This is a genomic window from Brevundimonas aurantiaca, from assembly GCF_014199955.1.
GTDB classification, from domain to species: domain Bacteria; phylum Pseudomonadota; class Alphaproteobacteria; order Caulobacterales; family Caulobacteraceae; genus Brevundimonas; species Brevundimonas aurantiaca.
Genome location: NZ_JACHOQ010000003.1, coordinates 376142 through 399873, shown reverse-complemented (window position 1 = coordinate 399873; position 23732 = coordinate 376142). Strand labels below are relative to the sequence as shown.

Annotated in this window: 24 protein-coding genes; 5 read left to right on the top strand and 19 right to left on the bottom strand. The window is 66.5% G+C overall.

The window, feature by feature from the left end; translation table 11 throughout:
• Positions 1–2 precede the first annotated feature (2 nt).
• From GGQ93_RS09395 to GGQ93_RS09380, 4 genes are all read right to left on the bottom strand, one after another.
• Entirely contained in the window at positions 3–701 is a 699-nt protein-coding gene (locus GGQ93_RS09395; RefSeq protein ID WP_183216607.1) for a hypothetical protein, read from the bottom strand.
• A 73-nt stretch (positions 702–774) separates the two neighbouring features.
• Complete coding sequence (locus GGQ93_RS09390; RefSeq protein WP_183216605.1) at positions 775–1551, bottom strand: sulfite exporter TauE/SafE family protein; 777 nt, start codon at positions 1549–1551, stop codon at positions 775–777.
• Positions 1552–1566: 15 nt separating this feature from the next.
• Complete coding sequence (locus GGQ93_RS09385; RefSeq protein WP_183216603.1) at positions 1567–2022, bottom strand: RrF2 family transcriptional regulator; 456 nt, start codon at positions 2020–2022, stop codon at positions 1567–1569.
• Positions 2023–2066: 44 nt separating this feature from the next.
• Positions 2067–2744, bottom strand: coding sequence for a response regulator (locus GGQ93_RS09380; protein ID WP_183216601.1), 678 nt, complete (start codon positions 2742–2744; stop codon positions 2067–2069).
• Positions 2745–2931: 187 nt separating this feature from the next.
• Here GGQ93_RS09380 and prfA point away from each other — a divergent pair, with 187 nt between their 5' ends.
• Positions 2932–3999 (top strand): peptide chain release factor 1, encoded by a 1068-nt coding sequence (prfA, locus tag GGQ93_RS09375; RefSeq protein WP_183216599.1) that lies wholly within the window; start codon positions 2932–2934, stop codon positions 3997–3999.
• Positions 4000–4148: 149 nt separating this feature from the next.
• Here the strand turns inward: prfA and GGQ93_RS09370 are convergent, their stop codons facing one another.
• From GGQ93_RS09370 to GGQ93_RS09325, 10 genes are all read right to left on the bottom strand, one after another.
• The gene (locus GGQ93_RS09370; RefSeq protein ID WP_221233630.1) at positions 4149–4493 is read right to left on the bottom strand and encodes a hypothetical protein; all 345 of its coding nucleotides are present in this window, start codon (positions 4491–4493) and stop codon (positions 4149–4151) included.
• Between the two features lie 225 nt (positions 4494–4718).
• On the bottom strand, positions 4719–6230 hold the full coding sequence (odhB, locus tag GGQ93_RS09365) for a 2-oxoglutarate dehydrogenase complex dihydrolipoyllysine-residue succinyltransferase (protein ID WP_183216595.1): 1512 nt from the start codon (positions 6228–6230) through the stop codon (positions 4719–4721).
• Between the two features lie 39 nt (positions 6231–6269).
• Positions 6270–9281, bottom strand: coding sequence for a 2-oxoglutarate dehydrogenase E1 component (locus GGQ93_RS09360; protein WP_183216593.1), 3012 nt, complete (start codon positions 9279–9281; stop codon positions 6270–6272).
• Between the two features lie 221 nt (positions 9282–9502).
• Positions 9503–10405, bottom strand: coding sequence for a succinate--CoA ligase subunit alpha (gene sucD / locus GGQ93_RS09355; RefSeq protein ID WP_054764268.1), 903 nt, complete (start codon positions 10403–10405; stop codon positions 9503–9505).
• Positions 10406–10423: 18 nt separating this feature from the next.
• Positions 10424–10846, bottom strand: coding sequence for a PIN domain-containing protein (locus GGQ93_RS09350; protein WP_182713871.1), 423 nt, complete (start codon positions 10844–10846; stop codon positions 10424–10426).
• Positions 10830–11087 carry a ribbon-helix-helix protein, CopG family gene (locus GGQ93_RS09345; protein WP_054764270.1) on the bottom strand — a complete coding sequence of 86 codons (258 nt, stop codon included), beginning with the start codon at positions 11085–11087 and terminating at the stop codon, positions 10830–10832. Before GGQ93_RS09345 ends, GGQ93_RS09350 begins: the two co-directional genes overlap by 17 nt.
• Positions 11088–11159: 72 nt before the next feature.
• Entirely contained in the window at positions 11160–12044 is an 885-nt protein-coding gene (locus GGQ93_RS09340; RefSeq protein ID WP_183216591.1) for a hypothetical protein, read from the bottom strand.
• Between the two features lie 116 nt (positions 12045–12160).
• Positions 12161–13351 (bottom strand): ADP-forming succinate--CoA ligase subunit beta, encoded by a 1191-nt coding sequence (gene sucC / locus GGQ93_RS09335; protein WP_183216589.1) that lies wholly within the window; start codon positions 13349–13351, stop codon positions 12161–12163.
• An 87-nt stretch (positions 13352–13438) separates the two neighbouring features.
• Positions 13439–14953 carry a spinster family MFS transporter gene (locus GGQ93_RS09330; RefSeq protein WP_183216587.1) on the bottom strand — a complete coding sequence of 505 codons (1515 nt, stop codon included), beginning with the start codon at positions 14951–14953 and terminating at the stop codon, positions 13439–13441.
• A gap of 117 nt (positions 14954–15070) precedes the next feature.
• Complete coding sequence (locus GGQ93_RS09325) at positions 15071–17296, bottom strand: TonB-dependent receptor (RefSeq protein WP_183216585.1); 2226 nt, start codon at positions 17294–17296, stop codon at positions 15071–15073.
• Positions 17297–17486: 190 nt separating this feature from the next.
• Here GGQ93_RS09325 and GGQ93_RS09320 point away from each other — a divergent pair, with 190 nt between their 5' ends.
• Complete coding sequence (locus GGQ93_RS09320) at positions 17487–18248, top strand: TetR/AcrR family transcriptional regulator (RefSeq protein ID WP_182713866.1); 762 nt, start codon at positions 17487–17489, stop codon at positions 18246–18248.
• Here GGQ93_RS09320 and GGQ93_RS09315 read toward each other — a convergent pair.
• A complete protein-coding gene (locus tag GGQ93_RS09315; protein WP_183216583.1) occupies positions 18241–18768 on the bottom strand; it encodes a DUF2306 domain-containing protein in 528 nt (175 codons plus the stop codon). The two genes, GGQ93_RS09320 and GGQ93_RS09315, sit on opposite strands and share 8 nt — an antisense overlap.
• A 160-nt stretch (positions 18769–18928) precedes the next feature.
• Here GGQ93_RS09315 and GGQ93_RS09310 point away from each other — a divergent pair, with 160 nt between their 5' ends.
• Positions 18929–19693 (top strand): LytTR family DNA-binding domain-containing protein, encoded by a 765-nt coding sequence (locus GGQ93_RS09310; protein ID WP_182713864.1) that lies wholly within the window; start codon positions 18929–18931, stop codon positions 19691–19693.
• Between the two features lie 14 nt (positions 19694–19707).
• Here GGQ93_RS09310 and GGQ93_RS09305 read toward each other — a convergent pair whose 3' ends face one another.
• Positions 19708–20412, bottom strand: coding sequence for an FMN-dependent NADH-azoreductase (locus GGQ93_RS09305; RefSeq protein ID WP_183216581.1), 705 nt, complete (start codon positions 20410–20412; stop codon positions 19708–19710).
• 83 nt (positions 20413–20495) lie between these two features.
• Here GGQ93_RS09305 and GGQ93_RS09300 point away from each other — a divergent pair, with 83 nt between their 5' ends.
• Complete coding sequence (locus GGQ93_RS09300; protein ID WP_183216579.1) at positions 20496–21410, top strand: LysR substrate-binding domain-containing protein; 915 nt, start codon at positions 20496–20498, stop codon at positions 21408–21410.
• A 21-nt stretch (positions 21411–21431) separates the two neighbouring features.
• On the opposite strand, the gene GGQ93_RS09295 is transcribed toward GGQ93_RS09300, so the two are convergent.
• Positions 21432–21896, bottom strand: a complete 465-nt coding sequence (locus tag GGQ93_RS09295; RefSeq protein ID WP_183216577.1) for a COG3650 family protein — start codon at positions 21894–21896, stop codon at positions 21432–21434.
• Between the two features lie 81 nt (positions 21897–21977).
• Between GGQ93_RS09295 and GGQ93_RS09290 the strand changes: the two genes are divergently transcribed.
• Positions 21978–23132 carry a DNA cytosine methyltransferase gene (locus tag GGQ93_RS09290; RefSeq protein ID WP_183216576.1) on the top strand — a complete coding sequence of 385 codons (1155 nt, stop codon included), beginning with the start codon at positions 21978–21980 and terminating at the stop codon, positions 23130–23132.
• Between the two features lie 21 nt (positions 23133–23153).
• On the opposite strand, the gene GGQ93_RS09285 is transcribed toward GGQ93_RS09290, so the two are convergent.
• Complete coding sequence (locus GGQ93_RS09285; RefSeq protein WP_054764279.1) at positions 23154–23513, bottom strand: DUF1318 domain-containing protein; 360 nt, start codon at positions 23511–23513, stop codon at positions 23154–23156.
• A gap of 33 nt (positions 23514–23546) precedes the next feature.
• The gene (locus GGQ93_RS09280; protein ID WP_183216574.1) at positions 23547–23729 is read right to left on the bottom strand and encodes a YnbE family lipoprotein; all 183 of its coding nucleotides are present in this window, start codon (positions 23727–23729) and stop codon (positions 23547–23549) included.
• Positions 23730–23732 lie beyond the last annotated feature (3 nt).

The window sequence follows — 23732 nt, the reverse complement described above, 5'->3', positions numbered from 1 at the left end:
CGCTATCGTGCAGCGGCGTTAAAGTTCCGAATGACTCGATACTGGATATTCTGATTAGTAGCATCCAGAATTTCAATCTGGGCACCCATATAGCCAATAGTCTTCGATTCACTCAGATCGTATTCGACGTCGTTGTTAAAAGCAGGGCGCGCGACATTTCCGGAGAACTCTCGGTACCCTATGTTGATCTTACTACCGACCCGACCACTATAAATGAGCGTCTGCTGAAAAGCATTGTTGCTCTGGACCACCACCCGTTCGACACGAGCGCCATCGACCTTCCTACAGGCCTTGAGGTTGAAGATGGTCACGCCGCAGATCTGGTTCGTAACGCTGTTAAACTCGATCACCTGAAATGGGTCAGCCAAAATGCCTTGTTGAACGCGGCCGCTGCCGGGTACGGCGCTCTCATTGTAAAATCCCACATTCCCATTTCCTCCGACCCGAACGAAATGCCCGGCAGTGAAGGTGTAGGTTCCGAGCGTTCCAACCTGCGTGTCACGGTCCAAGATCAGCGCGTCGCGCTCCTCGAAACGCCCCTGAACCAGCATCTGCTCGCCCACACCCACTGTATTGACTGAGCCAAGCGCCGGTCGGCTGATATCCTGCACGAGCGGGACATAATCATAGGACGGTTTGGCGCACGCCGCCAACGACGCCACCCACAGTGCGGCCAATAGACCATTAGAAAAACGAAGCATTATTCCTCCCGGCATCCCCAGGGAGCGTTAACACATACCGCTAGCACTCGCAAAGATCGCTCTATCCACTCGCTCAGATCAGCTTGAACAGCCGCAGCGCCTGATAGCCCGCCGACAGCAGAACCACGGCACCGACGCCGTAGGTCAGCACCCGACGCGGCGCGATCCGGGCGATGACGCCGGCGAAGGGCGCGGCGATCAGCCCGCCCAGGATCAGGCCCAGCACCGCCATGGCGTGGGTGGCCACGCCCTCGGCCTGGTCCCAGTGGCCGGTCAGCAGCGCCGCCAGGAAGGTGGCGGAGATGGCGGAGGTGACGAAGAACTCGGCCGTATTGGTGGTGCCGATCGAGGCGCGCGGGTCCTGGCCCGATCCCACCAGGGTCGTCGTGACCGTCGGCCCCCAGCCGCCGCCGCCGACGGCGTCGAAGAAGCCCCCGACCACCCCCAGGGGACCGGCCAGTTTCAACGGAAACAGTCGCGCGCGCGTCTGGCGGGTGGCGCGCCAGATGATCACACCGCCCATGATCGCCAGATAGGCAGTGATCCAGGGCTTGATCAGGTCGCCGTCGATGCTGGTGAGGACGAAGGCGCCCAGGCCGCCGCCAACCACCCCACCCAGGGCCAGGGGGGCGAACAGCTTCCAGTTCACATTCTTGTTCACCGTGTGCGACCCCGCAGACGCAGCCGTGGTGAAGACTTCCGCGGCGTGGACGCTGGCCGACGCCGTCGCGGGCGGCACGCCGAACGACAGCAGGACAGTGGACGAGATCACCCCATAGGCCATGCCCAGGGCGCCGTCGACGATCTGGGCCAAGAACCCGACGCACAGAAACAGCAGGAAGTCTTGCATGGCCCCTCCGGAGGATCACGAGGTTGGCGGCTTATTTCCTAGTTGGTCAATAGGAGAAAATTTCGCTGCGGCTTGCAGAAGGGTTCGCGCCTCGAACACGGCGGCGACGGCGTCCCGACCGTCCTGCAAGACCGAACGCAGAGGGCAGGTGTCCACATCGGGGCAGGTTTCACAAGGCCCGAAGGCGGTGCGGGATGCGCAGGGCGCGAGCGCCAGAGGGCCTTCCAGCGCTCGGATCACATCGGCGAAACTGATGCGGTCGGCCGGCGCGGCCAGGGCGTAGCCGCCGGTCCTCCCGCGTTTGGACACGAGCAGATGCCGCCGACGCAGGTCCAGCAATATGGCTTCCAGGAACTTTCGCGGCGCCGCGGCGGCCTCGGCGATCTCACCGATGGTGGCGGGCCCCCCGCCCGGCAGGCCGGCGAGATGCACCATGGCGCGGAGGGCGTAGCGGGATCGGTTCGACAGCATGCCGTCTGATCGCCCGCCCACCGGCCGGACGCAAGCGCCCGCCGTCAGCCCTCGCGTCGCCCACAGGCCAAGGCCGCCAGAATCTGCGCCCCCGTATAGGGTTTGAACACGACAGTCTCGGCCGGATCGGCGCGGCGGACGGCCTCGACGTCGCCCGACGTCAGCACCACCCGTATGTCCCAGCGTCGTTTCAATCGCTCCGCCAGTCCCCTTCCCGTCGCCCCGTCCGACAGATTGACGTCCAACAGGGCGGCGTCGATGGCGTGCAGCGCCGCGGCCGCCTCAGCCGGCGCCGCGCTGTGGAACGGCCCGACCACCCTGTGCCCGGCCTCGGTCAAAAGCTCGGTCAAGGCGGCTGCGGCGTCTGGATCGTCTTCAACGACCAGCACCGTCAGGGGGCCTGTTTCGACGGGAGCGGGGGTCTGGGCCGGCGCTGGGGCTGGTTCGGCGACCGGTTGGTCCGACGCCCGCCCCACCGTCCGACTGATGACGGCGCGCAGATCGCGCCAGACCATGGCGGCGGTACGGTCGACGGCCAGGCCGTATCGAACCGCCAGGGCGTCCAGTTCACGCCTGCGGCTCGGCGACAGATCGCCCCCTCGCTCCGCCAGGCGCCGGTCGTAGAGGCGGCAGAGTTCCTCCACGTCATGATCGACCGGCGGTTCCGCCGACCGGATGGGGTAGGGGGTTTCAGAAGCGCGATGGGGCAGGCGGTCGAACATGGCGTCCTTCTCACAGCGTCGGCGACTCCACGGCCAGCTAAACCCGGACCATGACGTTCGCCACCTCGGCTGACGCCATCGTTATCATAGTTCACGAACCCGGCGCCGGGCGGCGTTGCGATGATCGACATCGCCCCCCCAGGCGGGCTAAGGACGGCCCCTCTCATTGTCCCAGGATGGTTCCGCCTTGCGTCTGCCCCAGGCCCGTCTCGATCAGGTGCTCGACCGTTTCCACGAGGTGGAGGCCCGGATGGGCGCGGCGACCGACGGGGCCGAGATCGTCCGCCTGTCCAAGGAACACGCCGAGCTGAAGCCCGTCGCCGACGCGGTCCAGGGCCTGGCCCGGCTCCGCGCCGAAATGGCCGATCTGGAGGTGATGGCGTCCGACCCCGAAATGGCCGCCATGGCCCAGGAGGAGCTGCGCGACCTGACCGACCGCCTGCCGCAGTTGGAGCGCGACGTGGCCCTGCTGCTGGCCCCGCGCGACGCCGATGAAAACGCCTCGGCCGTGCTGGAGGTCCGCGCCGGCACCGGCGGAGACGAGGCGGCCCTGTTCGCCGGCGACCTGTTCCGCATGTATTCGCGCTATGCCTCCACCCGGGGCTGGCGGGTCGAGGTCGACAGCGTCTCCGAAGGCGACGCCGGCGGCTACAAGGAAATCGTCGCCACCGTCACCGGCGAGGGCGTGTTCGGCCGGCTGAAGTTCGAGAGCGGCGTCCACCGGGTCCAGCGCGTGCCGACCACCGAGGCCGGCGGCCGCATCCACACCTCGGCCGCCACCGTCGCCGTCCTGCCCGAGGTCGAGGACGTCGAGATCGAGATCCGCGACCAGGACATCCGCATCGACACTTTCCGCAGCTCCGGCGCGGGGGGCCAGCACGTCAACAAGACCGACTCGGCCGTGCGGATCACCCACCTGCCGACCGGCATCGTCGTCACCTCGTCCGAAAAGTCCCAGCACGTGAACCGGGACAAGGCGATGAAGAACCTGCGCGTCCGCCTGTACGACATGCAGCGCCAGGCCAAGGATCTGGCCCGCGCCGACTCGCGCAAGTCCCAGGTGGGATCGGGCGACCGGTCCGAACGGATCCGCACCTACAACTTCCCGCAAGGGCGGGTGACCGACCACCGGATCGGCCTGACCCTGCACAGCCTGCCCCAGGTGCTGGAGGGCGACATCGACCCCCTGCTGGACGCCCTGATCGCCGAGGACCAGGCCGCCCGCCTTGCGGACCTGGAGGCCGAGTTCGGCTAGGCCTGGTTTTCGCCTGGGTCCGCGTCGTCCACGCCTCCCCTGGGCGCGGGATCGGGCTCGGTTTCTTTAACGATGATCGGGTGCGACCCTGCCGGGACCTTGCCGCCCTTGCCAAATTGTCGTCGCAGCCACGTCCAGGCCGCCCCTATTCAGCCCAGCACGCCGACCGTCGGGAGCCAAAGGACGATCCCGGTGGCGGCGGTGTAGCCGGTAAAGGCGTAGACTGACTGGCGGCGTCCGCTGACGGCCTCAGGCTCCCCGATACGAGAGACATGATCGGTCCAGAGCAGATACAGCGCCTGGACCGTCCATCCCGCCATGAAGGCGACGACAGCCCAGCCGCTGAGAGCCGCCAAGGCCGCGCCAGAAAGCATGACCAGCACACCGGCCAGAACGATCACGCCATCGCCGAACTGCTCGGCGACGGGAATGGCGACCAGGTCCGACAAGGCCCTTTGCAGACGCCAGTTGAGCCAGGCCTGATACAGAAGCATCAGACCGCCCAAGACGTAGAACACCCCTATCGCGCGCGCCGCCCATTCCATGGCGAGAATAGGGCGCGCCTTTTGGGCGGTTTGTCAGTGCGGAAGAACCCGTAGTCACGCAATGACTCCACCTCTGACGTCGCCAAGACACAAACGTCGATATTCGACACTACGGGCTCGGCCCGACATCAGGCCTAACAAAAAAGGCGGCGAAATCGCCGCCTTTTCAGTTTCTTACAGGTCCAGCAGGGCCCGCTGCGGGTCTTCCAGCAGTTCCTTGATCCGGACCAGGAAGGTCACGGCCTCCTTGCCGTCGACGATGCGGTGGTCATAGCTGAGGGCCAGATACATCATCGGCCGGATCTTGACCTCGCCGTTGATGGCCATCGGACGCTGGACGATGTTGTGCATGCCCAGGATGCCGGACTGCGGCGCGTTCAGGATCGGGGTCGACATCAGCGACCCATAGGTGCCGCCGTTGGTGATGGTGAAGGTGCCGCCTTGCAGCTGATCCATGGTCAGATCGCCGTCGCGGGCCGCCTTGCCCAGGGCGCCGATGCCCTTTTCGATGCCGGCCAGGCTCAGGGTGTCGGCGTCGCGCAGCACCGGCACCACCAGGCCCTTGTCGGTGCCGACGGCGACGCCGATGTCATAGTGGTTCTTGTAGATGATGTCCGTGCCGTCGATCTCGGCGTTGACTGCGGGGATTTCCTGAAGCGCGGCGACCACCGCCTTGGTGAAGAAGGACATGAAGCCCAGCTTCACCCCGTGGCGCTTCTCGAAGACTTCCTTGTACTGGGCGCGCAGGGCCATGACGTTGGTCATGTCCACCTCGTTGAAGGTGGTCAGCTGGGCGGCCGTATTCTGGGATTCCTTCAGGCGACGGGCGATGGTCTGACGCAGGCGCGTCATCTTCACCCGCTCCTCGCGCGGGGCCAGGGCGCGGGGGGCGGAAGGTGCGGCGGCCGGCGCCGGAGCGGCCGCAGCGGCCCCGATCGCGGCGATGGCGTCGCCCTTGGTGATATTGCCCTTGGGTCCGGTGGCGGAAATCGCCTTGGGGTCCAGGTTGTTTTCAGCGACCACGCGCTGGACGGCCGGCGAAAGGGTCTCGTTCTTCACCTGGGCCGAACCGGTATTGGCCGGAGCGGCGACCGGGGCCGGGGCGGCGGCGGCGGCGGCGGGCGCAACAGCGGCCGCGCCGGAGCCCGACACCGAACCGATCTTCTGGCCCGGCGTGACGGTCGCGCCTTCGTCGGCGGCGATGGTCAGGACCCCGTCGGCGGGCGCCGACACCTCGACGGCCACCTTGTCGGTCTCGATCTCGACCAGCAGTTCATCCTTCTTGACCGCCTCGCCGCTCTTCTTGAGCCACTTGCCCATCGAGCCCTCGGCGACGCTTTCGCCCATCACCGGCACGGTGATGTCGATGCTGGAAGCGGCGGCGGCTGCAGCCGCCTTGGCCTCGCCCTTGGCGGACTTGGCGGGAGCAGCGGCCGGGGCGGCGGCCGCGCCCCCTTCGGTCACTGAACCCAGGACCGTGCCGGGAACCACGGTGTCGCCCTCGGCGGCGTTGATCGCGCCCAAGACGCCGTCGGCCGGAGCCACGACTTCCAGAGAGACCTTGTCGGTCTCCAGTTCGACGAGCAGTTCGTCCTTCTTGACCGCGTCGCCGACCTTCTTGGTCCATTTCGCGATGGTGGCTTCGGTGACGGATTCACCGAGGGCGGGGGTCAGGATGTCGGCCATGTCGGGTCCAGCTGTCTCTAGGTCTGTCTTAAACGCTTATCAGGCGAAGGCTTCGTTGGTGAAGGCCTCGAGCTCCTTCAGGTGCCGGCTCATCAGGCCGGCGGCCGTGGAGGCCGAGCCGGGCCGTCCGACATAGCGGGCGCGCTTGGCCGCGACGTCCAGCTTGTCCAGCGTCAGCTCCAGCCACGGATCGACGAAGGTCCAGCCGCCCATGTTCTTCGGCTCTTCCTGGCACCAGACCAGCTCGGCCTTCGGGAAGCGGGCCAGTTCCTTGCGCAGCGACTGGATCGGCCACGGATAGAACTGTTCCAGACGCAGAATGTAGACGTCGTCCACCGCCTGGCCTTCCTTCATCTTCTTCTCGCGCACGTCCAGCAGGTCGTAATAGACCTTGCCCGAGCACAGGATCACGCGGCGGATGTCCTTGTCCGCCTTGATCTTGATCCCGGCGACGTCCGGACGGGTCTGGGCGTCGTCGTGCAGCACGCGGTGGAAGGACGAACCCTCGGCCAGGTCGCGCAGCGGCGAGACCGCCTTCTTGTGCCGCAGCAGCGACTTGGGCGTCATCAGGATCAGCGGCTTGCGGAACGGCCGGTGCATCTGGCGACGCAGGATGTGGAAATAGTTGGCCGGGGTCGTGCAGTTGGCGACCTGGATATTGTCCTCGGCGCAGGCCTGGAGGAAGCGCTCCAGGCGGGCGGAGGAGTGTTCCGGCCCCTGGCCTTCATAGCCGTGCGGCAGCAGCATGGTCAGGCCGCTCATCCGCAGCCACTTGCGTTCCCCGGAGGTGATGAACTGGTCGATCACCACCTGGGCGCCGTTCACGAAGTCGCCGAACTGGCCTTCCCACAGCACCAGGGTGTTCGGGTCGGCCAGCGAATAGCCGTACTCGAAACCCAGCACCGCCTCTTCCGACAGGGCCGAGTCGATGACCTCGAAATTGGCCTGGCCTTCGCGCAGATTGTTCAGCGGCATGTACCGCTCTTCGGTCGTCTGGTCGATGATGCCCGAGTGGCGCTGGGAGAAGGTGCCGCGCACCGAATCCTGGCCGGACAGGCGCACGGGGAAGCCCTCGTCCACCAGTGAGGCGAAGGCCAGGCTCTCGGCCGTGGCCCAGTCCAGGCCCTCGCCGGTGGCGACCGCCTCGCGGCGAGCCTCGATGACCCGCTTCAGCGTCTTGTGCATGTCGACGCTGTTCGGAATGGTGGTCAGGCGCGCGCCCAGGTCCTGGAGCTTGGCCAGGGGCACCGCCGTATCGCCGCGCAGCTCCTCCTTGGCGGCGCCCATGCCCTTCCACTGGCCGTCCAGCCAGTCGGCCTTGTCCGCCTTGAAGGTCTTGCCCGCCTCGAACTGTTCGTCGAGAAATTTCTCGAACCGCTCGATCTCGGCGTCGACCTCGGCCTGGGAGATCACGCCCTCGGCGATCAGACGCTGCGAATAGAGTTCGCGCGTCGAGGGCTGGGCGCGGATCTTCGAATACATCAGCGGCTGGGTGAAGGTCGGGTCGTCGCCTTCGTTGTGGCCGAAGCGGCGGTAGCAGAACATGTCCACCACCGCGTCCTTGTGGAACTTCTGACGATATTCCGTCGCCACCTTGGCGGCGAAGACGACCGCTTCCGGATCGTCGCCGTTCACGTGGAAGATCGGCGCCTGGACCATCAGGGCGACGTCCGACGGATAGGGCGACGAACGCGAGTTCCGCGGGCTGGTGGTGAAGCCGATCTGGTTGTTGATGACGAAATGCAGGGTGCCGCCGGTGCGGTAACCCTTCAGCCCCATCAGGGCGAAACATTCGGCCACCACGCCCTGGCCGGCGAAGGCGGCGTCGCCGTGGATCAGCAGGGGCACGACCTTGGAGCGGTCCAAGGCCCATTCGGCCTCGGGCTTGCCGGCGTTGGCCTCACGGATGTCGAAGGCCTGTTTGGCGCGCGCCTTGCCCAGGACGACCGGGTTGACGATTTCGAGGTGCGACGGGTTGGCGGTCAGCGACAGGTGGACGTGGTTGCCGTCGAACTCGCGGTTCGAAGAGGCGCCCATGTGATATTTGACGTCGCCCGAGCCCTCGATGTCGCTGGGCACGGCCGAGCCGCCCTGGAACTCGTGGAAGATGACCTTGTAGGGCTTGCCCATGACGGCGGCCAGCACGTTCAGGCGGCCGCGGTGGGCCATGCCCAGCACCACCTCGTCGACGCCCAGATTGCCGCCGCGCTTGATCACCTGCTCCAGGGCCGGGACCATGGCCTCGCCGCCGTCCAGGCCGAACCGCTTGGTGCCGGGGAAGCGTTTGTGCAGGAAGCGCTCGAAGCCCTCCGCCTCGATCAGCTTGTTCAGGATGGCCAGCTTGCCTTCCTTGGTGAAGGCGTTCTGCTCGAACTTGTCCGGCCCCTCGAACCGCTGCTGAAGCCAGGCCTTCTCCTCCGGCTCGGCGATATGCATGTACTGGATGCCGATATTGCCGCAGTAGGTGCGCTTCAGAATGTCCAGCACCTGGCGGATGGTGCCGGTTTGCAGGCCCAGGACGCCGTCCAGGAAGATCGGCCGGTCCAGGTCGGCGCCGCTGAAGCCGTAGAATTCCGGCGTCAGCTCGGGGTTTTCGACCGGCTGTTCGATGCCCAGGGGATCCAGATTGGCCTGGAGGTGGCCGCGCACGCGATAGCTGCGGATCAGCATCAGGGCGCGGATGGAATCGTGGGCGGCGGCGCGGATCGCCTCGGGCGAGGCTTCCGTCGGCGCGGCTTTGGAGGTTGCGCGCGTCGGGGCGCCGGGCTTCTTGGGATCAGGCTGGGGCGCCGGCCAGCGGCCGTCGAACACGGCGGTCGCCTCGGTCGGCTCGGCGACGGCCTCGCGGCCCCAACCGCCAGCCTCGGCCGAGGCCTTCACGGCGGCGGCGTTGTCGCGCAACTGGTCGAAGAAGGCCTTCCATTCCGCCGAGACCGAGCCGGGATCATTGGCCCATTTCTCGTGCAGCTCCTCGATATAGGCCGCGTTGGACCCGTAGAGGAAGGAGGTCTCGGCAAAGACCTGGTTCAGCCGACCCGCATCGTCCGCCATTGTTCTCGTCTATTCCCTGGCCCCCGCGGACACATCTCCGTGAGGCGCGCGCCCGTCATATAGGCCCGCTTTCCTTATGGGTCATGACCGAAACGGGGCAATTCGGTGAGAAATTGGTCGCATGCGAAAGAAAAACGCCCCCGGCCGAAGCCGAGGGCGTCCCATCCTGCCGAGACCGGCATTTTTGATGCGTGAGGCGATGCCTACGCCGCTTACGGGTCTCAGCCCTTCAGCACTTCCACCAGGGTCTTGCCCAGACGGGCCGGCGATTGCGACATGCGGATGCCGGCGGCCTCCATCGCCGCGATCTTGGATTCCGCATCGCCCTTGCCGCCCGAGACGACGGCGCCGGCGTGGCCCATGGTGCGGCCCTTGGGCGCCGTGCGACCCGCGATGAAGCCGGCCATCGGCTTCTTGCGGCCCTTCTTGGCCTCGTCGATCAGGAACTGGGCGGCGTCTTCTTCCGCGCCGCCGCCGATTTCACCGATCATGATGATCGAGGTGGTTTCGGGATCGGCCAGGAACATCTCCAGCACGTCGATGAATTCGGTGCCCTTGACCGGGTCGCCGCCGATGCCCACGGCCGTGGTCTGACCCAGGCCCTCATTGGTGGTCTGGAACACGGCCTCATAGGTCAGGGTGCCCGAACGCGACACGATGCCGACCGAGCCCTTCTTGAAGATATTGCCCGGCATGATGCCGATCTTGCACTCGTCCGGCGTCAGGACGCCCGGGCAGTTCGGGCCCAAGAGGCGGGAGTTGGAGCCTTCCAGCCGGCGCTTGACCTTGACCATGTCCATCACCGGAATGCCCTCGGTGATGCAGGTGATGAAGGGGATTTCGGCGTCGATGGCTTCGATGATGGCGGCGGCGGCGCCTGACGGCGGGACATAGATGACCGAGGCGTCGGCGCCCGTGGCGTCCTTGGCTTCGGCGACCGAGGCGTAGATCGGCAGGGTTTCGCCGTGTGAACCGGTCCAGTTCGTGCCGCCCTTGGTCGGGTGGACGCCGGCGACCATCTGGGTGCCGTGATAGGCCAGGGCCTGTTCGGTGTGGAAGCCGCCGGTCTTGCCGGTCAGGCCCTGGACGATGATCTTGGTGTCTTTGTTGACGAGGATGGACATGGAGTCTCGCTTGTTGGGTTAGGCGGGAAGGAAGGGGTTTTCGACACGGACCGACCCATAGGTCTGACCGTGATTGAGGTCTTCGGAATAGAGCACCTTGGCGCCCAGCCGTTCGGCGGCGGCGATGATGGCGCCGTCCCAGTAGGAAATCATGTAACGCTGGGCGTTCTCGATACCGCTGCGGACCACCCTGTAGTCGATGGGCTGGAAGGGCTTCTTGGACAACCGAAACACCCACTCCTGCGCCTCCTCCGGAGTCAGAGGGCGCGCACCCTTGCGTTGGGCGGTGACATAGAATTCGGCCAGAACCTGACCCGAGGTGCCGAAGCGTCGGGTCAGAAGTTCAAGCGCACGATCGTACTTCGCCGGTTCATCGACAGAACCGAGCGCGGCGTAGATCAGGATGTTGGTGTCCAGGAAGACGTCAGCGCCAGCGATCAAAACGAGGCTCGCCGCTATATGCATCTTCTCTGGCGGGGCGCCAGTCGCCCATCCGGCCTTCGCTTTCGCGGGCCAGCTTCAGCAAGGCTTCGGTCGCCTCGTCGTGTTCCGTTTCTTCCTCGACCAGTCGAGCCAGGAAACCGCGCACCATCTCATTGACGCTGGTCCGCTTCATAGCGGCCAGAACACGCACCTTGTCGAGCAGGGCGTCATCTATGGCGAGGGTGATGTTGCGGGTCATGTTCGCGAGCGGGGCGGCTTACACGGGTTATGTGGAGCACATAGGCCGCGTGGACAGACCAGGCAAGCCCGGTCAGATATTCAGTAACAACCCGAGCCGTCGCAAGATCGCCTGCTGCCAGGGTTTCAGGGCGTAGAGGTCCGCGAACAGGGCGGCTTCCTCACCCGCTTCTCGCGCCTGAACATAGGCCGCCTGCTGGCGGCGGCGACGGCGCCCCATTTCGGCGGTGTCGCCCGCCGCGACGCGCCGGTCCCACTTGGCCCGCCAGGCGTCCAAGCCGATGGCGTCGTGATGCAGCAGCCAGGCCGTGCGCCCCGTCCCGGGATCGCGCGCCCGCGCCGCCTTCAACGGCCGGTCCCCGCGCTTGGACTCATGGATGCAGACCATGACGTCAGGCAGGCCACGCCGCACCGCGTGCTTGCCCATGTGATGCGCCAGAAGACCACGAACGAAGAAGCGCCCGCGTCCCGGATAGATCAGGTCTGCGAACTGGTCCGACAAAGGGCCGTGATAGGGTTTGCGCGCCAGCGTGGCTCCATACTCGCGCGTCAGGTCGTCGCCGGCCCGCCACACCGCCTCGAGCGAGGGGAAGATGACCGCCTCGCGTTCGGCCGCCACGGCGCCGAGCACAGCGGAGACGTCTACATCGCCCAGGATCATCTCGTCGATGTCCACGACCAGCAGCCAATCGGAGGCCAGGGTGGAATAGGCCTCGGCATAGACGACCCTCTGGCGATCCTCGACCGCCTGGGGCCGACCACCGCGCGTCGCCCAGAAGGCCGCGTCGCAGACTACAAGATCCTTGGGATCGAGCCCGACCTGGACCGGGTCAGGTGCATCCTCGCCGTCGAAATAGATTCTGATCCGCGCCGGGCGCTTAGCCCGATAATGGTCGGTGAAGGCCGCGAGATGACGCGCGGGCGCCAAAGCCATCGCGACCACTTCGAAATCCGGCAAGGCTCCCTCCGTCCATAGGCGACGACTATGGCGGGGCGTCGCAGCCCTCCGCAACGAGAAACGGCGACGCTGCAAGCAGCGCCGCCGTCAGAGCATCAAAGAGGGTCTCTTGAAGTTTAGCCGACCGCCGCGACGATCTTCTGGGCGGCGTCGTCCAGATCATCGGCGGCCTGGATGGTAAGGCCCGAATCGTTCAGGATTTTCTTGCCCAGTTCGGCGTTGGTGCCTTCCAGACGCACGACCAGCGGCACCTTCAGGCCCACTTCCTTCACGGCCGCGACCACGCCCTCGGCGATGACGTCGCACTTCATGATGCCGCCGAAGATGTTGACCAGGATACCCTGGACGTTCGGGTCGGCGGTGATGATCTTGAAGGCCGCCGCGACCTTCTCCTTGCCGGCGCCGCCGCCGACGTCGCAGAAGTTGGCCGGCTCCTTGCCGTACAGCTTGATGATGTCCATCGTCGCCATGGCCAGGCCGGCGCCGTTGACCATGCAGCCGATGTTGCCGTCCAGCGAGACATAGGCGAGGTCCCACTTGGAGGCTTCGATTTCCTTGGCGTCTTCTTCCGTCTCATCGCGCAGGGCGCGGATGTCCTCGTGGCGGAACAGGGCGTTGCCGTCGAAGCTGACCTTGGCGTCCAGGACGCGCAGATGGCCGTCCTTCATGACGATCAGCGGGTTCACCTCCAGCATGTCCATGTCCTTCTCGACGAAGGCCTTGTACAGGGCGGGGAACAGCGACTTGCCGTCTTCGGCTGCGGCGCCCGTCAGGCCGTAGGCGGCGTTGATGGCGGCGACGTCGGCGTCGGTCACGCCCGTGGCGGGGTCGATGACGATGTTCTGGATCTTCTCGGGCGTGTCGTGGGCGACGGTTTCGATGTCCATGCCGCCTTCGGTCGAGACGACGAAGGCGATGCGGCCGTAGGCGCGATCAACCAGCAGCGAGCAATACAGTTCACGATCAATGTCGGCGCCGTCTTCGATATAGAGGCGGTTGACCTGTTTGCCGGCCTCGCCCGTCTGGGCGGTGACCAGGGTGTTGCCCAGCATCTCCTTTGCGTGGGCGACGACTTCCTCGATCGAGAAGGCCAGACGCACGCCGCCCTTGGCGTCGGCCGGCAGTTCCTTGAACTTGCCCTTGCCGCGGCCCCCGGCGTGGATTTGCGACTTCACCACATAGAGCGGGCCAGGCAGTTGCTTGGCGGCGGCCTCGGCCTGATCGGCCGAGGTGATGGGCACGCCTGCGGCGACGGGGGCGCCGAAGCCCTTGAGAACCTGCTTGGCCTGATATTCGTGGATGTTCATGGAGACCGCCGCAATCTTTGCTGGGAAGAGTTTGCGGGGCTTATAGGCCCCGCGCCTTCGCAGGTGCAACCGTCTGATTATGACCCTTCAGTCCACCCAGTCCCGCTTCAGCGTCCGCGAGGCCCCAAACAGCAGAATGGCCGCCAGCACATAGAAGCTCATGCCGGTGTAGATGGCCCACCTCAGGCTCTCCTCCCCGAACCGGGGCGCCAGGAGGTCGCTCATCCAGCCGAAGTAGTAGAAGCCGACCGCGATCCCCAGCAGATTGTTGATCAGCAGAAACAGGGCCGAGGCGGTGGAGCGCATGGCCGCCGGGACCAGATGCTGGACCGCCGCCGTGATCGGCCCCAGCCAGGCCAGGTTCAACCCCGTGGGCAGAAGGAAGATCAGGAAGGCCAGGATCAGCTGCTGCGCATGGCTGCCCCCGCCCGGCAGGACGAGGCCGATCAGCCAGGGCGAGTTCATCGCCAGGATGAAACAGGGCGCCGAGATCAGAAAGGCCACGGCCGGGGTCAGGGGATAGGCGCCCTTGCCCTTCTTCGACAGCTTGTCGGCGATCATTCCGCCCAGCCAAATGCCCAGGAGGCCGCCGATCAGGGCGATGCCCGAATAGTACCAGCTGGTCTGGCGCAGGCTCAGGTCGAAACTGCGCATGAAGAACAGGGGCAACCAGCCGGCGACGCCATAGCCGCATACGGAGGACGAGGCCGCGCCCAGGGCCAGCAGCCAGAAGCTGGGCTTCTTGATCACGACCGATGCGGTGCGCCGCGCGACCATCAAGGAGGCGCCGATCACCCCAGCCAGCAGGCCGCCGAAGGCGAGCACCAGCGGATTGCCGAGCGACAGACCCAGCAGCCAGTCCAGCCCCCCGAGGACCAGAAGACCGGCGCCCAGGCCCAGCATGATCTGGGCCGCGATCTTGCCCGCCCGATCCGTCCCGACCGGCGCGGCGGCCAGAGCCGCGACCTGGGCTTCGGTCTTCACTGCATCGGTTCCGCCGCGCTTGGGATCCTTGACCGTCAGCCGCAGCAGGGGCGCGACCAGCAGACCCGACAGGCCGACGACGATGAAGGCCGTGCGCCAGCCGTAGGTCGCCGCCAGCAGTCCCCCAACCAGGGTGCCCGCGGCCATGCCCAGCGGAATCCCGAAGGCGAAGGCGGCCAGGGCCCGCGCTCTCTGATGCGGCGGGAAATAGTCGGCGATCAGCGAATAGGCCGGCGCCACCCCGCCCGCTTCACCCACGCCCACCCCCATCCGGCACAGGAACAGCTGGCCGAACGAGCCGGCCATGCCGCACAGGGCGGTGAAGCCCGACCAGACGGCGAGCGCCCCGGTCATGATCCAGACCCGGCTGAACCGGTCGGCCAGCCAGGCCAGGGGAATGGCCAGGGTCGAATAGACCGAGGCGAAGGCGATGCCGCCCAACAGACCGAACTGGCTGTCGGACATGCCGAACTCTTCCTTCAGCGGCGCCGCCAGAATGCCGATGATCTGCCGATCCAGGAAGTTCAGCATGTAGATCAGGATCAGCACCGCCAGCACATAGAAGCGGTAGCCCGGTCGATGCGGCGCGGGCGCCTCCGTCACGGTGTCGGTCGTCATCGGCGTTTCCCTCGACATGTTCTTCTTGTTGGGGCGAACCTAGCCGCAAGTCCGCCCCCTGCAAAGCAAAGGGCGGCGGCCTTTGGACCGCCGCCCTCCGTCAGGCGTCTTCGGCGATCAGAACCGGTAGGTCAGGCGAGCCGAATAGGTGGTCGGCGGGCCGTAGAAGGCGCTGATCGAGTTGTTGTAGGTCGCGCCGGGGAAGCTGTAGCCCCCGACCTTGTAGCGGACATCGGTCAGGTTGCGGCCGAACAGACCGACCTCCCACCGCCGGCTGGGCGCCGTCCACACCACGCTGGCGTCGGCCAGGACATAGCCGTCCTGGTCCAGGATGGGGTCCGGCGTGTCGAACAGGTGGTAGTCGGACCGGTACGACAGCGACGGAGTCACCCGGATCTCCCCGCCCATAATGTCGCCCCGCCAGGTCATGCCGTAATAGGCCGACCATTCCGGCGAGTTCTGCGGCTCGCGCGTGTCCGAAATATCCACCGGCGTGCCGGTGATCCGGGTGATGAACTCGTCGAACTCGTTCTTCAGATAGCCCAGCGAGAAGTTGGCGGTGATGTCGTCGGTCAGGAAGGCCGAGCCTTCCAGCTCGAAACCGTAGATGGTCGAGGCCCCGGCGTTGTCGACCACCGAGGCGATGCCGACGGCCGGGGGCGTGGCCACCTGCTGGGTCGTGATCTGCTGGTCCTTGTAGTCGGAATAGAAGATCGCCGAGGCGAAGTTCATCCGCCGGTCGAAGGCCGAACCCTTCAGGCCCAGCTCATAGGTGGTGACCGTCTCGGGCTGGTAGCCGTCGACCGTCTGCGGCACGAGGGCGGCGTCGCCCCGCATGTCCCAGCCGCCCGACTTGAAGCCCTGGCTGACCGAGGCGTAGCCGGTGATGTCTTCACTGAAGTCATACGAGATGCTGGCGCGCGGCGTGAACTTCTCGAAGGTGTCCGACGCCGAATAGTTGGTGCGGGTGGCGAAGATCGCCCGGTCAGTCCCGCCGGTATAGGGGGTGCGGGTCGCGCCCAGATAGAAGAGGCGCAGGACCGAGGCGTCCTTGTCGTCCTTGGTGTAGCGTCCGCCCAGCGAGACGTGCAGCCGGTCGGTGAGGTCATAGCTGAAGTCGCCGAACACCGAGAAGGACTTGGTGTCCACCGATCCCGCCGCCGCAATGGCCAGACCCAGATTGCCGGCGATGGTGTCGAAGGCGCCGGACGAGGTGCCGTCCAGATAGAAGACGCCGGCCACGCCCGACCAGCGGTCGCCGGTGAACAGGGCCTGGAACTCCTGGGTGAACTGGTCGTCCGAATAGATGGCCGGCACGTCCAGGGTCGGCAGGGGCGTCTGGTCGAAGTCGATGATGGTCTGGGTGTCGCCCGAGCGATAGGCGGTGATCGACTTCAGGGTCAGCATGTCGTTGACCCGGTACTCGCCGGTCAGGGACACGCCCTCGGTGACCACCTTCTGCTCGCCGGTGATCCCGGCATAGGTATCGTATTCGTTGGCCGGGGGCGTATAGCCGCCGGTGGTCGAGTTCACCTCGCGGTGGCCGTGACGCGGGCTGGAATCGTCCTCGACCCGGTCCCAGGCCAGGCGGAAGAACAGGCTGTCGTTCGGCGTCCACTCGGCGCTGGCGCGATAGGCGGTGACGTCCTTGTCATACTGATCCTGGCCGGTGTTCAGGTTCTGGCCGTAGCCGTCGTGCTGATAGGTGGCGACCGCGCCCCCGATCGCGAAGGTGTCGCCGACGGGGACCGAGCCGGACAGCAGGAAGTTGTGCTCATTGTACGAGCCCACCTCGGCCCGCGCCGTCAGGCTGGGATCGACGCCCAGGCGCTTGGTCACATATTTGATCGCCCCGCCGATGGTGTTGCGGCCGTAGAGGGTGCCCTGCGGCCCGCGCAGCACCTCGATGCGCTGGATGTCGAAGATGTCCAGCACGGCGCCCTGCGGACGGGCGACATAGACGTCGTCGATATAGAGGCCGACGCCGGGCTCGAAGCCCCACAGCGGGTCCTGTTGGCCCACGCCGCGGATGAAGCTGATCAGGGTCGAGTTGGAGCCGCGCGCGACCTGAACAGTGGCGTTCGGCGTCTGCTGCTGCAGGGCGGTGATATTGGTCGCGCCCGTCTGTTCCAGCCGCTCGGCGCTCAGCGCCGAGACGGCCACCGGCACGTCCTTCAGCTGTTCGTCGCGCCGACGGGCGGTGACGACGATGTCGTCCACCATATTGGCTTGTCCGGCGTTGGCCGCCTGGGCCGCCGCCTCGGCGTCCTGGGCCGTGGAAGCCCCCGCCAGCACGCCCCACGCCGCGCCGGCCAGCAGCGCGCACTTCACATGACGATTCATGATCCTTAACCCCTTTGTCGTTTCCAGCCTGGTTGACGCTTTTATTCAGCGTTCAATGATTTTCTTGAACCTGACCCGGTTTCGACCGTCTGTCAAACCCCGGAGCTGCCGCAACGTCGTCATCCGCCCACACGGAACGTGCAGCGTGGCGCCGTTGCACCGGCGCCGGCCCTGGCCTAGCGTCGCCGCCATGAGCCAGATCCCCGCCGCGCCCCGTCCCGTCGCCGCCGCCCGGCGCAAGACGGCCGCGCCGGATGCGACGCCTGCGCGGCGCGGCCGTCCGCCCAAGGCCCAGGCCAAGGCGGCGGGTGAAACCCGCGAGCTGATCCTGGATGCGGCCGAGGATCTGTTTTCCAAACACGGCTTCTACGGCGTCACCATCCGCGAGGTGGCGCGTGAGGCCGGCGTCGACACCGCCCTGGTCCACTATTATTTCGGGGCCAAGCGAGACCTGTTCGACGCGGTCTTTCTGCGTCGCGCCGAGGTCTGGAACAATGAACGGGTCGCCGCCATCAACCGTTACGCCGCCCAGGCTGAGGAGACCGGGCGGCCCATGACGCTGGAGGGGCTGCTGGAAGCCTTTCTGCGACCGCCGTTCGAATGGTCGCTCAAGGGCGGGCCGGGCTGGAAACACTATTCCGCCCTGGTGGCCCAGACCAACGCCAACCCGACCTTCGGCGGCGAAACCATGGCCCGGTATTTCGACCCGGCCATCCGGCGGCTGATCGAACTGATCGCCCAGGTCCTGCCCGAGGCCAGCGAGGTCGATCTCTACTGGGGCTATCACAATCTGTCGGGCGCCCTGACCCTGACCCTGGGCGAGACCGGACGTCTGGACCGACTGTCGGGCGGTCGCGCCCGATCCGGGGATCTTCAGACGGCCGGCGACTATATGGTCCGGTTCGCGGCGGCCGGCTTTCGCGCCGTGGCGGGACTGTCGCCTTCTAGCTGAAGAAGACCGCCCACATCAGCCGGCCGGGCAGGAAGGTCAGAAGGCCCGCCACGATCAGTCCTCCGACGAACATCGACGTCATGGCCCGCCGATGGGCCTGCACCCTATGGCGACGGGCGGCGTAGACCGCCATGGGCAGGCCGACCACCGTCCAACCGCTGAGCAGATGGATCAAGGACAGGCCCGCAGGTCCGCCGGGATTGATGGCGTGAATGAAGAAGGAGCTGATCGCCGTCGTTCCCATCGCCGCCACCCAGGCCCAGCCCAGCGTCCGGTGCAGCCGCGTGCCCTTCACCCCGATCAGCAGCACGATCCCGATCGCCAGGGCCGTCAGGGCGGCCGCCACATGAACTTGGATCGCCGTCGGCGCGGCGGCCAAGAGGTCCAGCTTCGGCGCGTGCGGACGGAAACCCAGCCGTGCGATGTGACCATTGTCTCGGGTCAGATAGATGAGGATCGGAACGCCCAGCAGGAAGAGACCGGCGGCGGACGGCAGATGACGGGCGAGACGGGGGGACATGGCGGGAAAACTCCGGATGAAGGCGGCCCACCTGCCCTGGGTCCGGTCCTTCCGCATCCGCCCCTGCGTGAACGCCCACCTCGGTTTCGCGAACGCCCACCCCCTTCCGCCCTGGAGGAAATCATGGTTTCAGATCGGACTGCGAACGTAGAAGGCCCTCATGACGTCACCCGCCGACGACCGCCGTCGAACCTTTCTGAGGGGCCTGGTCGTGGCGGTCCTGGTCGGAGTCTTTCTGGCCTCGACCGGCGCCTTCGGCAGCGCCGGCGCGCCCTATCTGGAACGGCTGGCCTATTGGGTTCTGATGATGATCCTGGGCGGCCTTTGGGGCCATCTGTGCAGCGGCTTGGTCACCCGCTTCATCGACGTGGACGACCGGCCCTGGTTGACGATCGGCCTGATGACGGCGGTGATCACCGGCCCGTTGAGCCTGATCATCTGGGCCGCGACGGGTCTCTTCTTCGCCCAGCGCCTTTATCCCCTGTCCGCCCTGCCCCAGCTGTTCGGCCCGGTCCTGATCGTCACCCTGGCGGTGACGACGGTCAACGTCTTCCTGGGACGCGCCCAGCCGGTCCAGACCCACGCCGCGCCGCCCAGCCAGCCGACGCGTCCGGCGCGCTTTCTGGATCGCCTGCCCCCCAGGCTGAAGGGCGCGACCCTCTACGCCGTTCAGGCCGAGGACCACTATCTGCGCCTTCACACCGATCGCGGCTCGGACCTGATCCTGATGCGCCTGTCCGACGCGGTCGAAGAGTTGGAGGGACTGGAAGGCGCCCGCACCCACCGCAGCTGGTGGGTGGCCCGTTCGGCCGTGCGCGGCGTCGAGCGCGGCGACGGCCGCGCCACCCTGACCTTGGAGGGCGGGCTGAACGTCCCGGTCAGCCGCCGCTACGCCCGCACCCTGCGCGAAGCCGACTGGTGGTGAAGCGTCGGGCCGCCTCAAGTGGCGGGGTACTCTGCCATGGCCAACTGATCGACCAAAGCATCCACGGACATCTCGGCTTCCGAGATCGAGGCGGCGAGACGATCGTCGGAAAACTCGTCGTATTCAACGGCGACGACTTCGCTTTCGTAAAGACCGATGTAGGCAAGGGGAATCTTCAGCCCCGCCTCCACGAGATTCATGTGCGCCAAACGGCCGTCCGGTCCATAACCATAGTCACCACGCGCCGTCAGAATGATCAGACGCTTGCCTGTCGGCAGCATAGGCCAATAGGGAACGTCTGATCGCGCGCGATCGAAACCGAAGGTCACCCCGACACGCACCACATTGTCGATCCAAGCCTTTAGCGGTGCGGGCAATCCGAAATTGTACATGGGCGCGCCGATGACGACGAGATCCGCCTTCATCAAGGCGTCAGTCAAGGCGTCGCTCTCCGCCAATACGACCTTCTGAGCTTCCGTGCGCAGTTCAGGCGGACAGAAGGCGGCGGCGATCCAGGCCTGGCTCACCGGCGTCGGCGGCGTCCGTCCCACGTCAAGATAATCGACGATGTCCTGCGGCCTCATCTCCCTCCAACGATGGATGAAACGTCGACTGAGGCGGCGGGTATGCGATCCATGCTTGTCGCGCCCGGACTCTCCCTGCCGTGCGCTGGAGTCGATGTGAAGCAGGCGAATTGGGTCTAGGATGGAGGGGCTCATGACAAGCTGAACTCACGTGATATGGAAGACATGCGAGCTTATTTTTCTGTAGGTACGGTTGACGAACGCAAAATTTTCGATGGATGGGTGAAATGGATTCATCCGTAGTGACACAGCGAAGACTGCCGCCCCTGGGGGCTTTGCGCGCGTTCGAGGCGGCCGCCCGACGTCTGAGCTTCCGGCGCGCGGCCGAAGAGCTTTGCGTGACGCCGACCGCTGTCAGCCATCAGGTCCGCCTTTTGGAAGAGTGGCTGGGACAGCCGCTCTTCCTTCGCCTAGTCCGCCGGGTGGTCTTGACGAAGGCCGGCGAAACGCTTCTTCCAACCCTCCAGGGCGGCTTCGACGCCTTCGAACGAACGCTTGCGGACATCCGGCAGCACGACCGGCGAAAGGCGGTGACCTTGACCGCGCCCGTCCTCTTCACCGCGCGGCGGCTGATCCCGGCCCTCGCAGATTTCCAGGCCGGCGATTTGGATTTGCGGCTCCACGCGAGCGACGCCGTGGTCGATCTCAACGGAGGCGGAGCCGATCTGGCGGTGCGCTATGGAGCCGGCCCCTTTTCCGGCTTGGTGTCAGAACCGCTCGTCTCGGAACGTTTCGGCGTGGTCAGCAGCCCTCGTCTCCGCCTGACCCGCGTCGACGACCTGTTTAGCGTCCCCTTGCTTCATATCGACTGGAGACGCGCCGGGGACGACCCCGATTGGAAGCGATGGGCGACGGAGGCTGGGCTAAGCGGATTGGCCGTGGAAAAGGGCGCTCGCTTCTCTGACGACACCCATGCGTTGGCCGCCGCGACAGCGGGCCGGGGCGCCGCAATCGCGGCCCTTGAGCTGGCGCGACCCGAGTTGGAAGCGGGGCTTCTGGTCAATCCCTTCGGTCCGATTCTCCAGGGGCAACCATACCATTTGGCCGCGACCCCTGAAGCTTGGGAGGACGAAAGGGTTCAGACGGTGGCGTCTTGGCTCAGACAGGCGATCATCGGGGCAGCGGCCGACTGAAGATAGGCGCCTAGCTGTGACTCAGCCGGCCTCGTCTCTGGTTGCCAACGCCGCCACCGAGGCGGCGCAGCCGGTCAGGGTGTCGTCGCCGATCTCGACCTTGGCCGTCAGGGGATAGGTGCGATCGCTCATGCCGTCCGAACATTCGGTGGCGATCAGGACGACGTTTAGCGCTTCGTTCAGATCGGTAGAGGTGGCGTAGGTGGCGACCGTGCCCTGCACCGTGGCGCCCCGGTTCGGCGCATGCTGCGCCGGCTGATCCACACGGGTGTAGGTCAGGCCGTCCGGCGTGATTTCGACGCTCCAGAAGGGTTCGGTTCCGAGAGCGCGCACCGGCTTGCCCAGATCGACGCCCGCCAGCACGGGGGCGGGCTCAGGCGGCGGCGCGGCCTCCGGCGTCTGATCCTTGCGGTCATAACAGCCGCCGACCAAGGTCAGGCTCAGGGTCAGGGCGGCCGCCGTCAGGGCGGGGGCGATCGGACGCATGCACAGCCTCTTTTGATTCGCCCCGCAAGTGTGGGCGACATCCCCTTCGGTCAAGGGCGGCGGCTGAGTTATGGTGCGGGAATGTCGATTCGCCTGACCGCATACGAGTTCTTCGCCGGCGGCGGTTTGGCCGGCCTCGGCTTGGACGTGGCCAATCCCGGCGGCGTCTCGGGAATAGACATCGTCTTCGCCAATGACATGGACCGGGCCAAGGCGGCCGCCTTCACGGCCAATCATCCGCAGATCCCGTTTCATCTGGGCGACGTCTGGGACCTGACGACGGCGGACCTGCCCGGCGCGCCGGACCTGGCCTGGGCTTCGTCCCCCTGCCAGGACGTCAGCCTGGCGGGTGGGCGCGGCGGGCTGACAGCGGGGCGGTCCGGCGCCTTCTGGGGTTTCTGGCGTCTGATCGAGGGCTTGTCGCGCGAGGGACGAGCGCCCGGGATCATCGTTCTGGAGAATGTGATCGGTCTGTTGACCTCGGGCGCAGCGCAGGGAGAGGACTTCGCCGCCGTCTGCACGGCCATGGCGGCCGGCGGCTGGCGGATCGGGGCCTTGGAAATGGACGCCGCCTACTGGCTGCCCCAGTCGCGCCCGCGCCTTTTCGTCGTCGCCATGGCCGAAGAGATTGCTGCTGCGGCGCCGCAGACGCGCGCGCCGAACGGCCCTTTCCACTCATCCCGGCTGATCGCGGCCCAGGCCCGTCTGCCGCAGGCGGCGCGTGACGCCTGGACCTGGTGGAGCCTGCCGGTTCCGTCGCGCCGCAATCTTGACCTCGACGCCCTTCTGGAACCGGACGAGACCGCCGTCTGGCTGGACGACGGCGAGGCGATCCTGGCCCTGGCCGCTCCGCTGCACCGCGCCCGTCTGGAGGCGGCGATCGCCTCGGGCCGGCGCACGGTCGGCGCCGCCTATCGCCGGGTTCGCCGAGAAAACGGCCGCAAGGTCCAACGGCTCGAAATCCGGTTCGACGGCCTGGCGGGCTGCCTCAGAACGCCGGCCGGCGGTTCGTCGCGCCAATATGTCGTCGTCTGCGACGGGGGACGCGCCCGGGTGCGGCGGCTGACCGGCCGCGAAGCGGCGCGCCTGATGGGCGTGTCGGACGACTATCTGTTGCCGCCCAGCCAGAGCGCGGCCCTGAAGCTGATGGGCGACGCCGTCGCCGTGCCGGTGGTGCGCGCCCTGGCGGAAGGCCTGCTCAAACCGGCGCTTTCAGCGCGCCGAGCGGCGGCCTGAGGCGTCAGGCCGCCCAAGACCTCAGCGCTGGACCCACTGGCCCTGGGCGTTTCGATACCATTGGCCGGCCGGAATCCGGGGCAGAAGCTGGCTCTGGAACATCCGGGCCCCGGCCACGTCGGGGGTGGCGCCCGCCTCGGCGGCGCTGCGGGCGTAGGCGGCGCGGCGGCCGGCGTTGGTCGCTTCGACGGCCGCGCGCAGATCGGCGTCGGCGCTTGAGGTGCGGAAGCCCAGATAGCCGTCCGCCTGTTCGCCCACGACCCCGGCGGCCTTGGCCTGATCGATCATGGCCTTTTGGGCGCTGGTCTGAGCCAGGGCGGCGCCGGCCATGGAGACGGCGGCGGCGACGGCGCCGACGGCGATAAATCTGCGAAAGCTCATGTCAGCCTGTCCTTTCAGGAAAAAGCGAGGCGATCAGAAGAGGTTGGGGTTCTGTTGCAGCAGCTGCTGCAACTCTTGATCCAGCCGGACACGCACGTCTGCGTCCAATTTGGCGTAGATCTGGATGGGCGCAACCTCCAGACGGACCGTCGGGGCGCAGGCCGCGAGGGCGGCGGCTCCGAGGCCCAGTCCGGCCAACTGGCGCTTGGTGATCATGGC

Coding starts and splice junctions, on each gene's coding strand:
- GGQ93_RS09390 (WP_183216605.1), bottom strand. CDS start 1,551: ATGCAAGACTTCCTGCTGTTTCTGTGCGTCGGGTTCTTGGCCCAGATC.
- GGQ93_RS09300 (WP_183216579.1), top strand. CDS start 20,496: ATGGGTGAAATGGATTCATCCGTAGTGACACAGCGAAGACTGCCGCCC.
- GGQ93_RS09310 (WP_182713864.1), top strand. CDS start 18,929: ATGACGTCACCCGCCGACGACCGCCGTCGAACCTTTCTGAGGGGCCTG.
- GGQ93_RS09295 (WP_183216577.1), bottom strand. CDS start 21,896: ATGCGTCCGATCGCCCCCGCCCTGACGGCGGCCGCCCTGACCCTGAGC.
- GGQ93_RS09280 (WP_183216574.1), bottom strand. CDS start 23,729: ATGATCACCAAGCGCCAGTTGGCCGGACTGGGCCTCGGAGCCGCCGCC.
- GGQ93_RS09320 (WP_182713866.1), top strand. CDS start 17,487: ATGAGCCAGATCCCCGCCGCGCCCCGTCCCGTCGCCGCCGCCCGGCGC.
- GGQ93_RS09360 (WP_183216593.1), bottom strand. CDS start 9,281: ATGGCGGACGATGCGGGTCGGCTGAACCAGGTCTTTGCCGAGACCTCC.
- GGQ93_RS09290 (WP_183216576.1), top strand. CDS start 21,978: ATGTCGATTCGCCTGACCGCATACGAGTTCTTCGCCGGCGGCGGTTTG.
- GGQ93_RS09380 (WP_183216601.1), bottom strand. CDS start 2,744: ATGTTCGACCGCCTGCCCCATCGCGCTTCTGAAACCCCCTACCCCATC.
- GGQ93_RS09305 (WP_183216581.1), bottom strand. CDS start 20,412: ATGAGCCCCTCCATCCTAGACCCAATTCGCCTGCTTCACATCGACTCC.
- GGQ93_RS09345 (WP_054764270.1), bottom strand. CDS start 11,087: ATGACCCGCAACATCACCCTCGCCATAGATGACGCCCTGCTCGACAAG.
- odhB (WP_183216595.1), bottom strand. CDS start 6,230: ATGGCCGACATCCTGACCCCCGCCCTCGGTGAATCCGTCACCGAAGCC.
- GGQ93_RS09395 (WP_183216607.1), bottom strand. CDS start 701: ATGCTTCGTTTTTCTAATGGTCTATTGGCCGCACTGTGGGTGGCGTCG.
- sucC (WP_183216589.1), bottom strand. CDS start 13,351: ATGAACATCCACGAATATCAGGCCAAGCAGGTTCTCAAGGGCTTCGGC.
- GGQ93_RS09385 (WP_183216603.1), bottom strand. CDS start 2,022: ATGCTGTCGAACCGATCCCGCTACGCCCTCCGCGCCATGGTGCATCTC.
- sucD (WP_054764268.1), bottom strand. CDS start 10,405: ATGTCCATCCTCGTCAACAAAGACACCAAGATCATCGTCCAGGGCCTG.
- GGQ93_RS09325 (WP_183216585.1), bottom strand. CDS start 17,296: ATGAATCGTCATGTGAAGTGCGCGCTGCTGGCCGGCGCGGCGTGGGGC.
- GGQ93_RS09285 (WP_054764279.1), bottom strand. CDS start 23,513: ATGAGCTTTCGCAGATTTATCGCCGTCGGCGCCGTCGCCGCCGCCGTC.
- GGQ93_RS09370 (WP_221233630.1), bottom strand. CDS start 4,493: ATGCTTCTGTATCAGGCCTGGCTCAACTGGCGTCTGCAAAGGGCCTTG.
- GGQ93_RS09330 (WP_183216587.1), bottom strand. CDS start 14,953: ATGACGACCGACACCGTGACGGAGGCGCCCGCGCCGCATCGACCGGGC.
- GGQ93_RS09315 (WP_183216583.1), bottom strand. CDS start 18,768: ATGTCCCCCCGTCTCGCCCGTCATCTGCCGTCCGCCGCCGGTCTCTTC.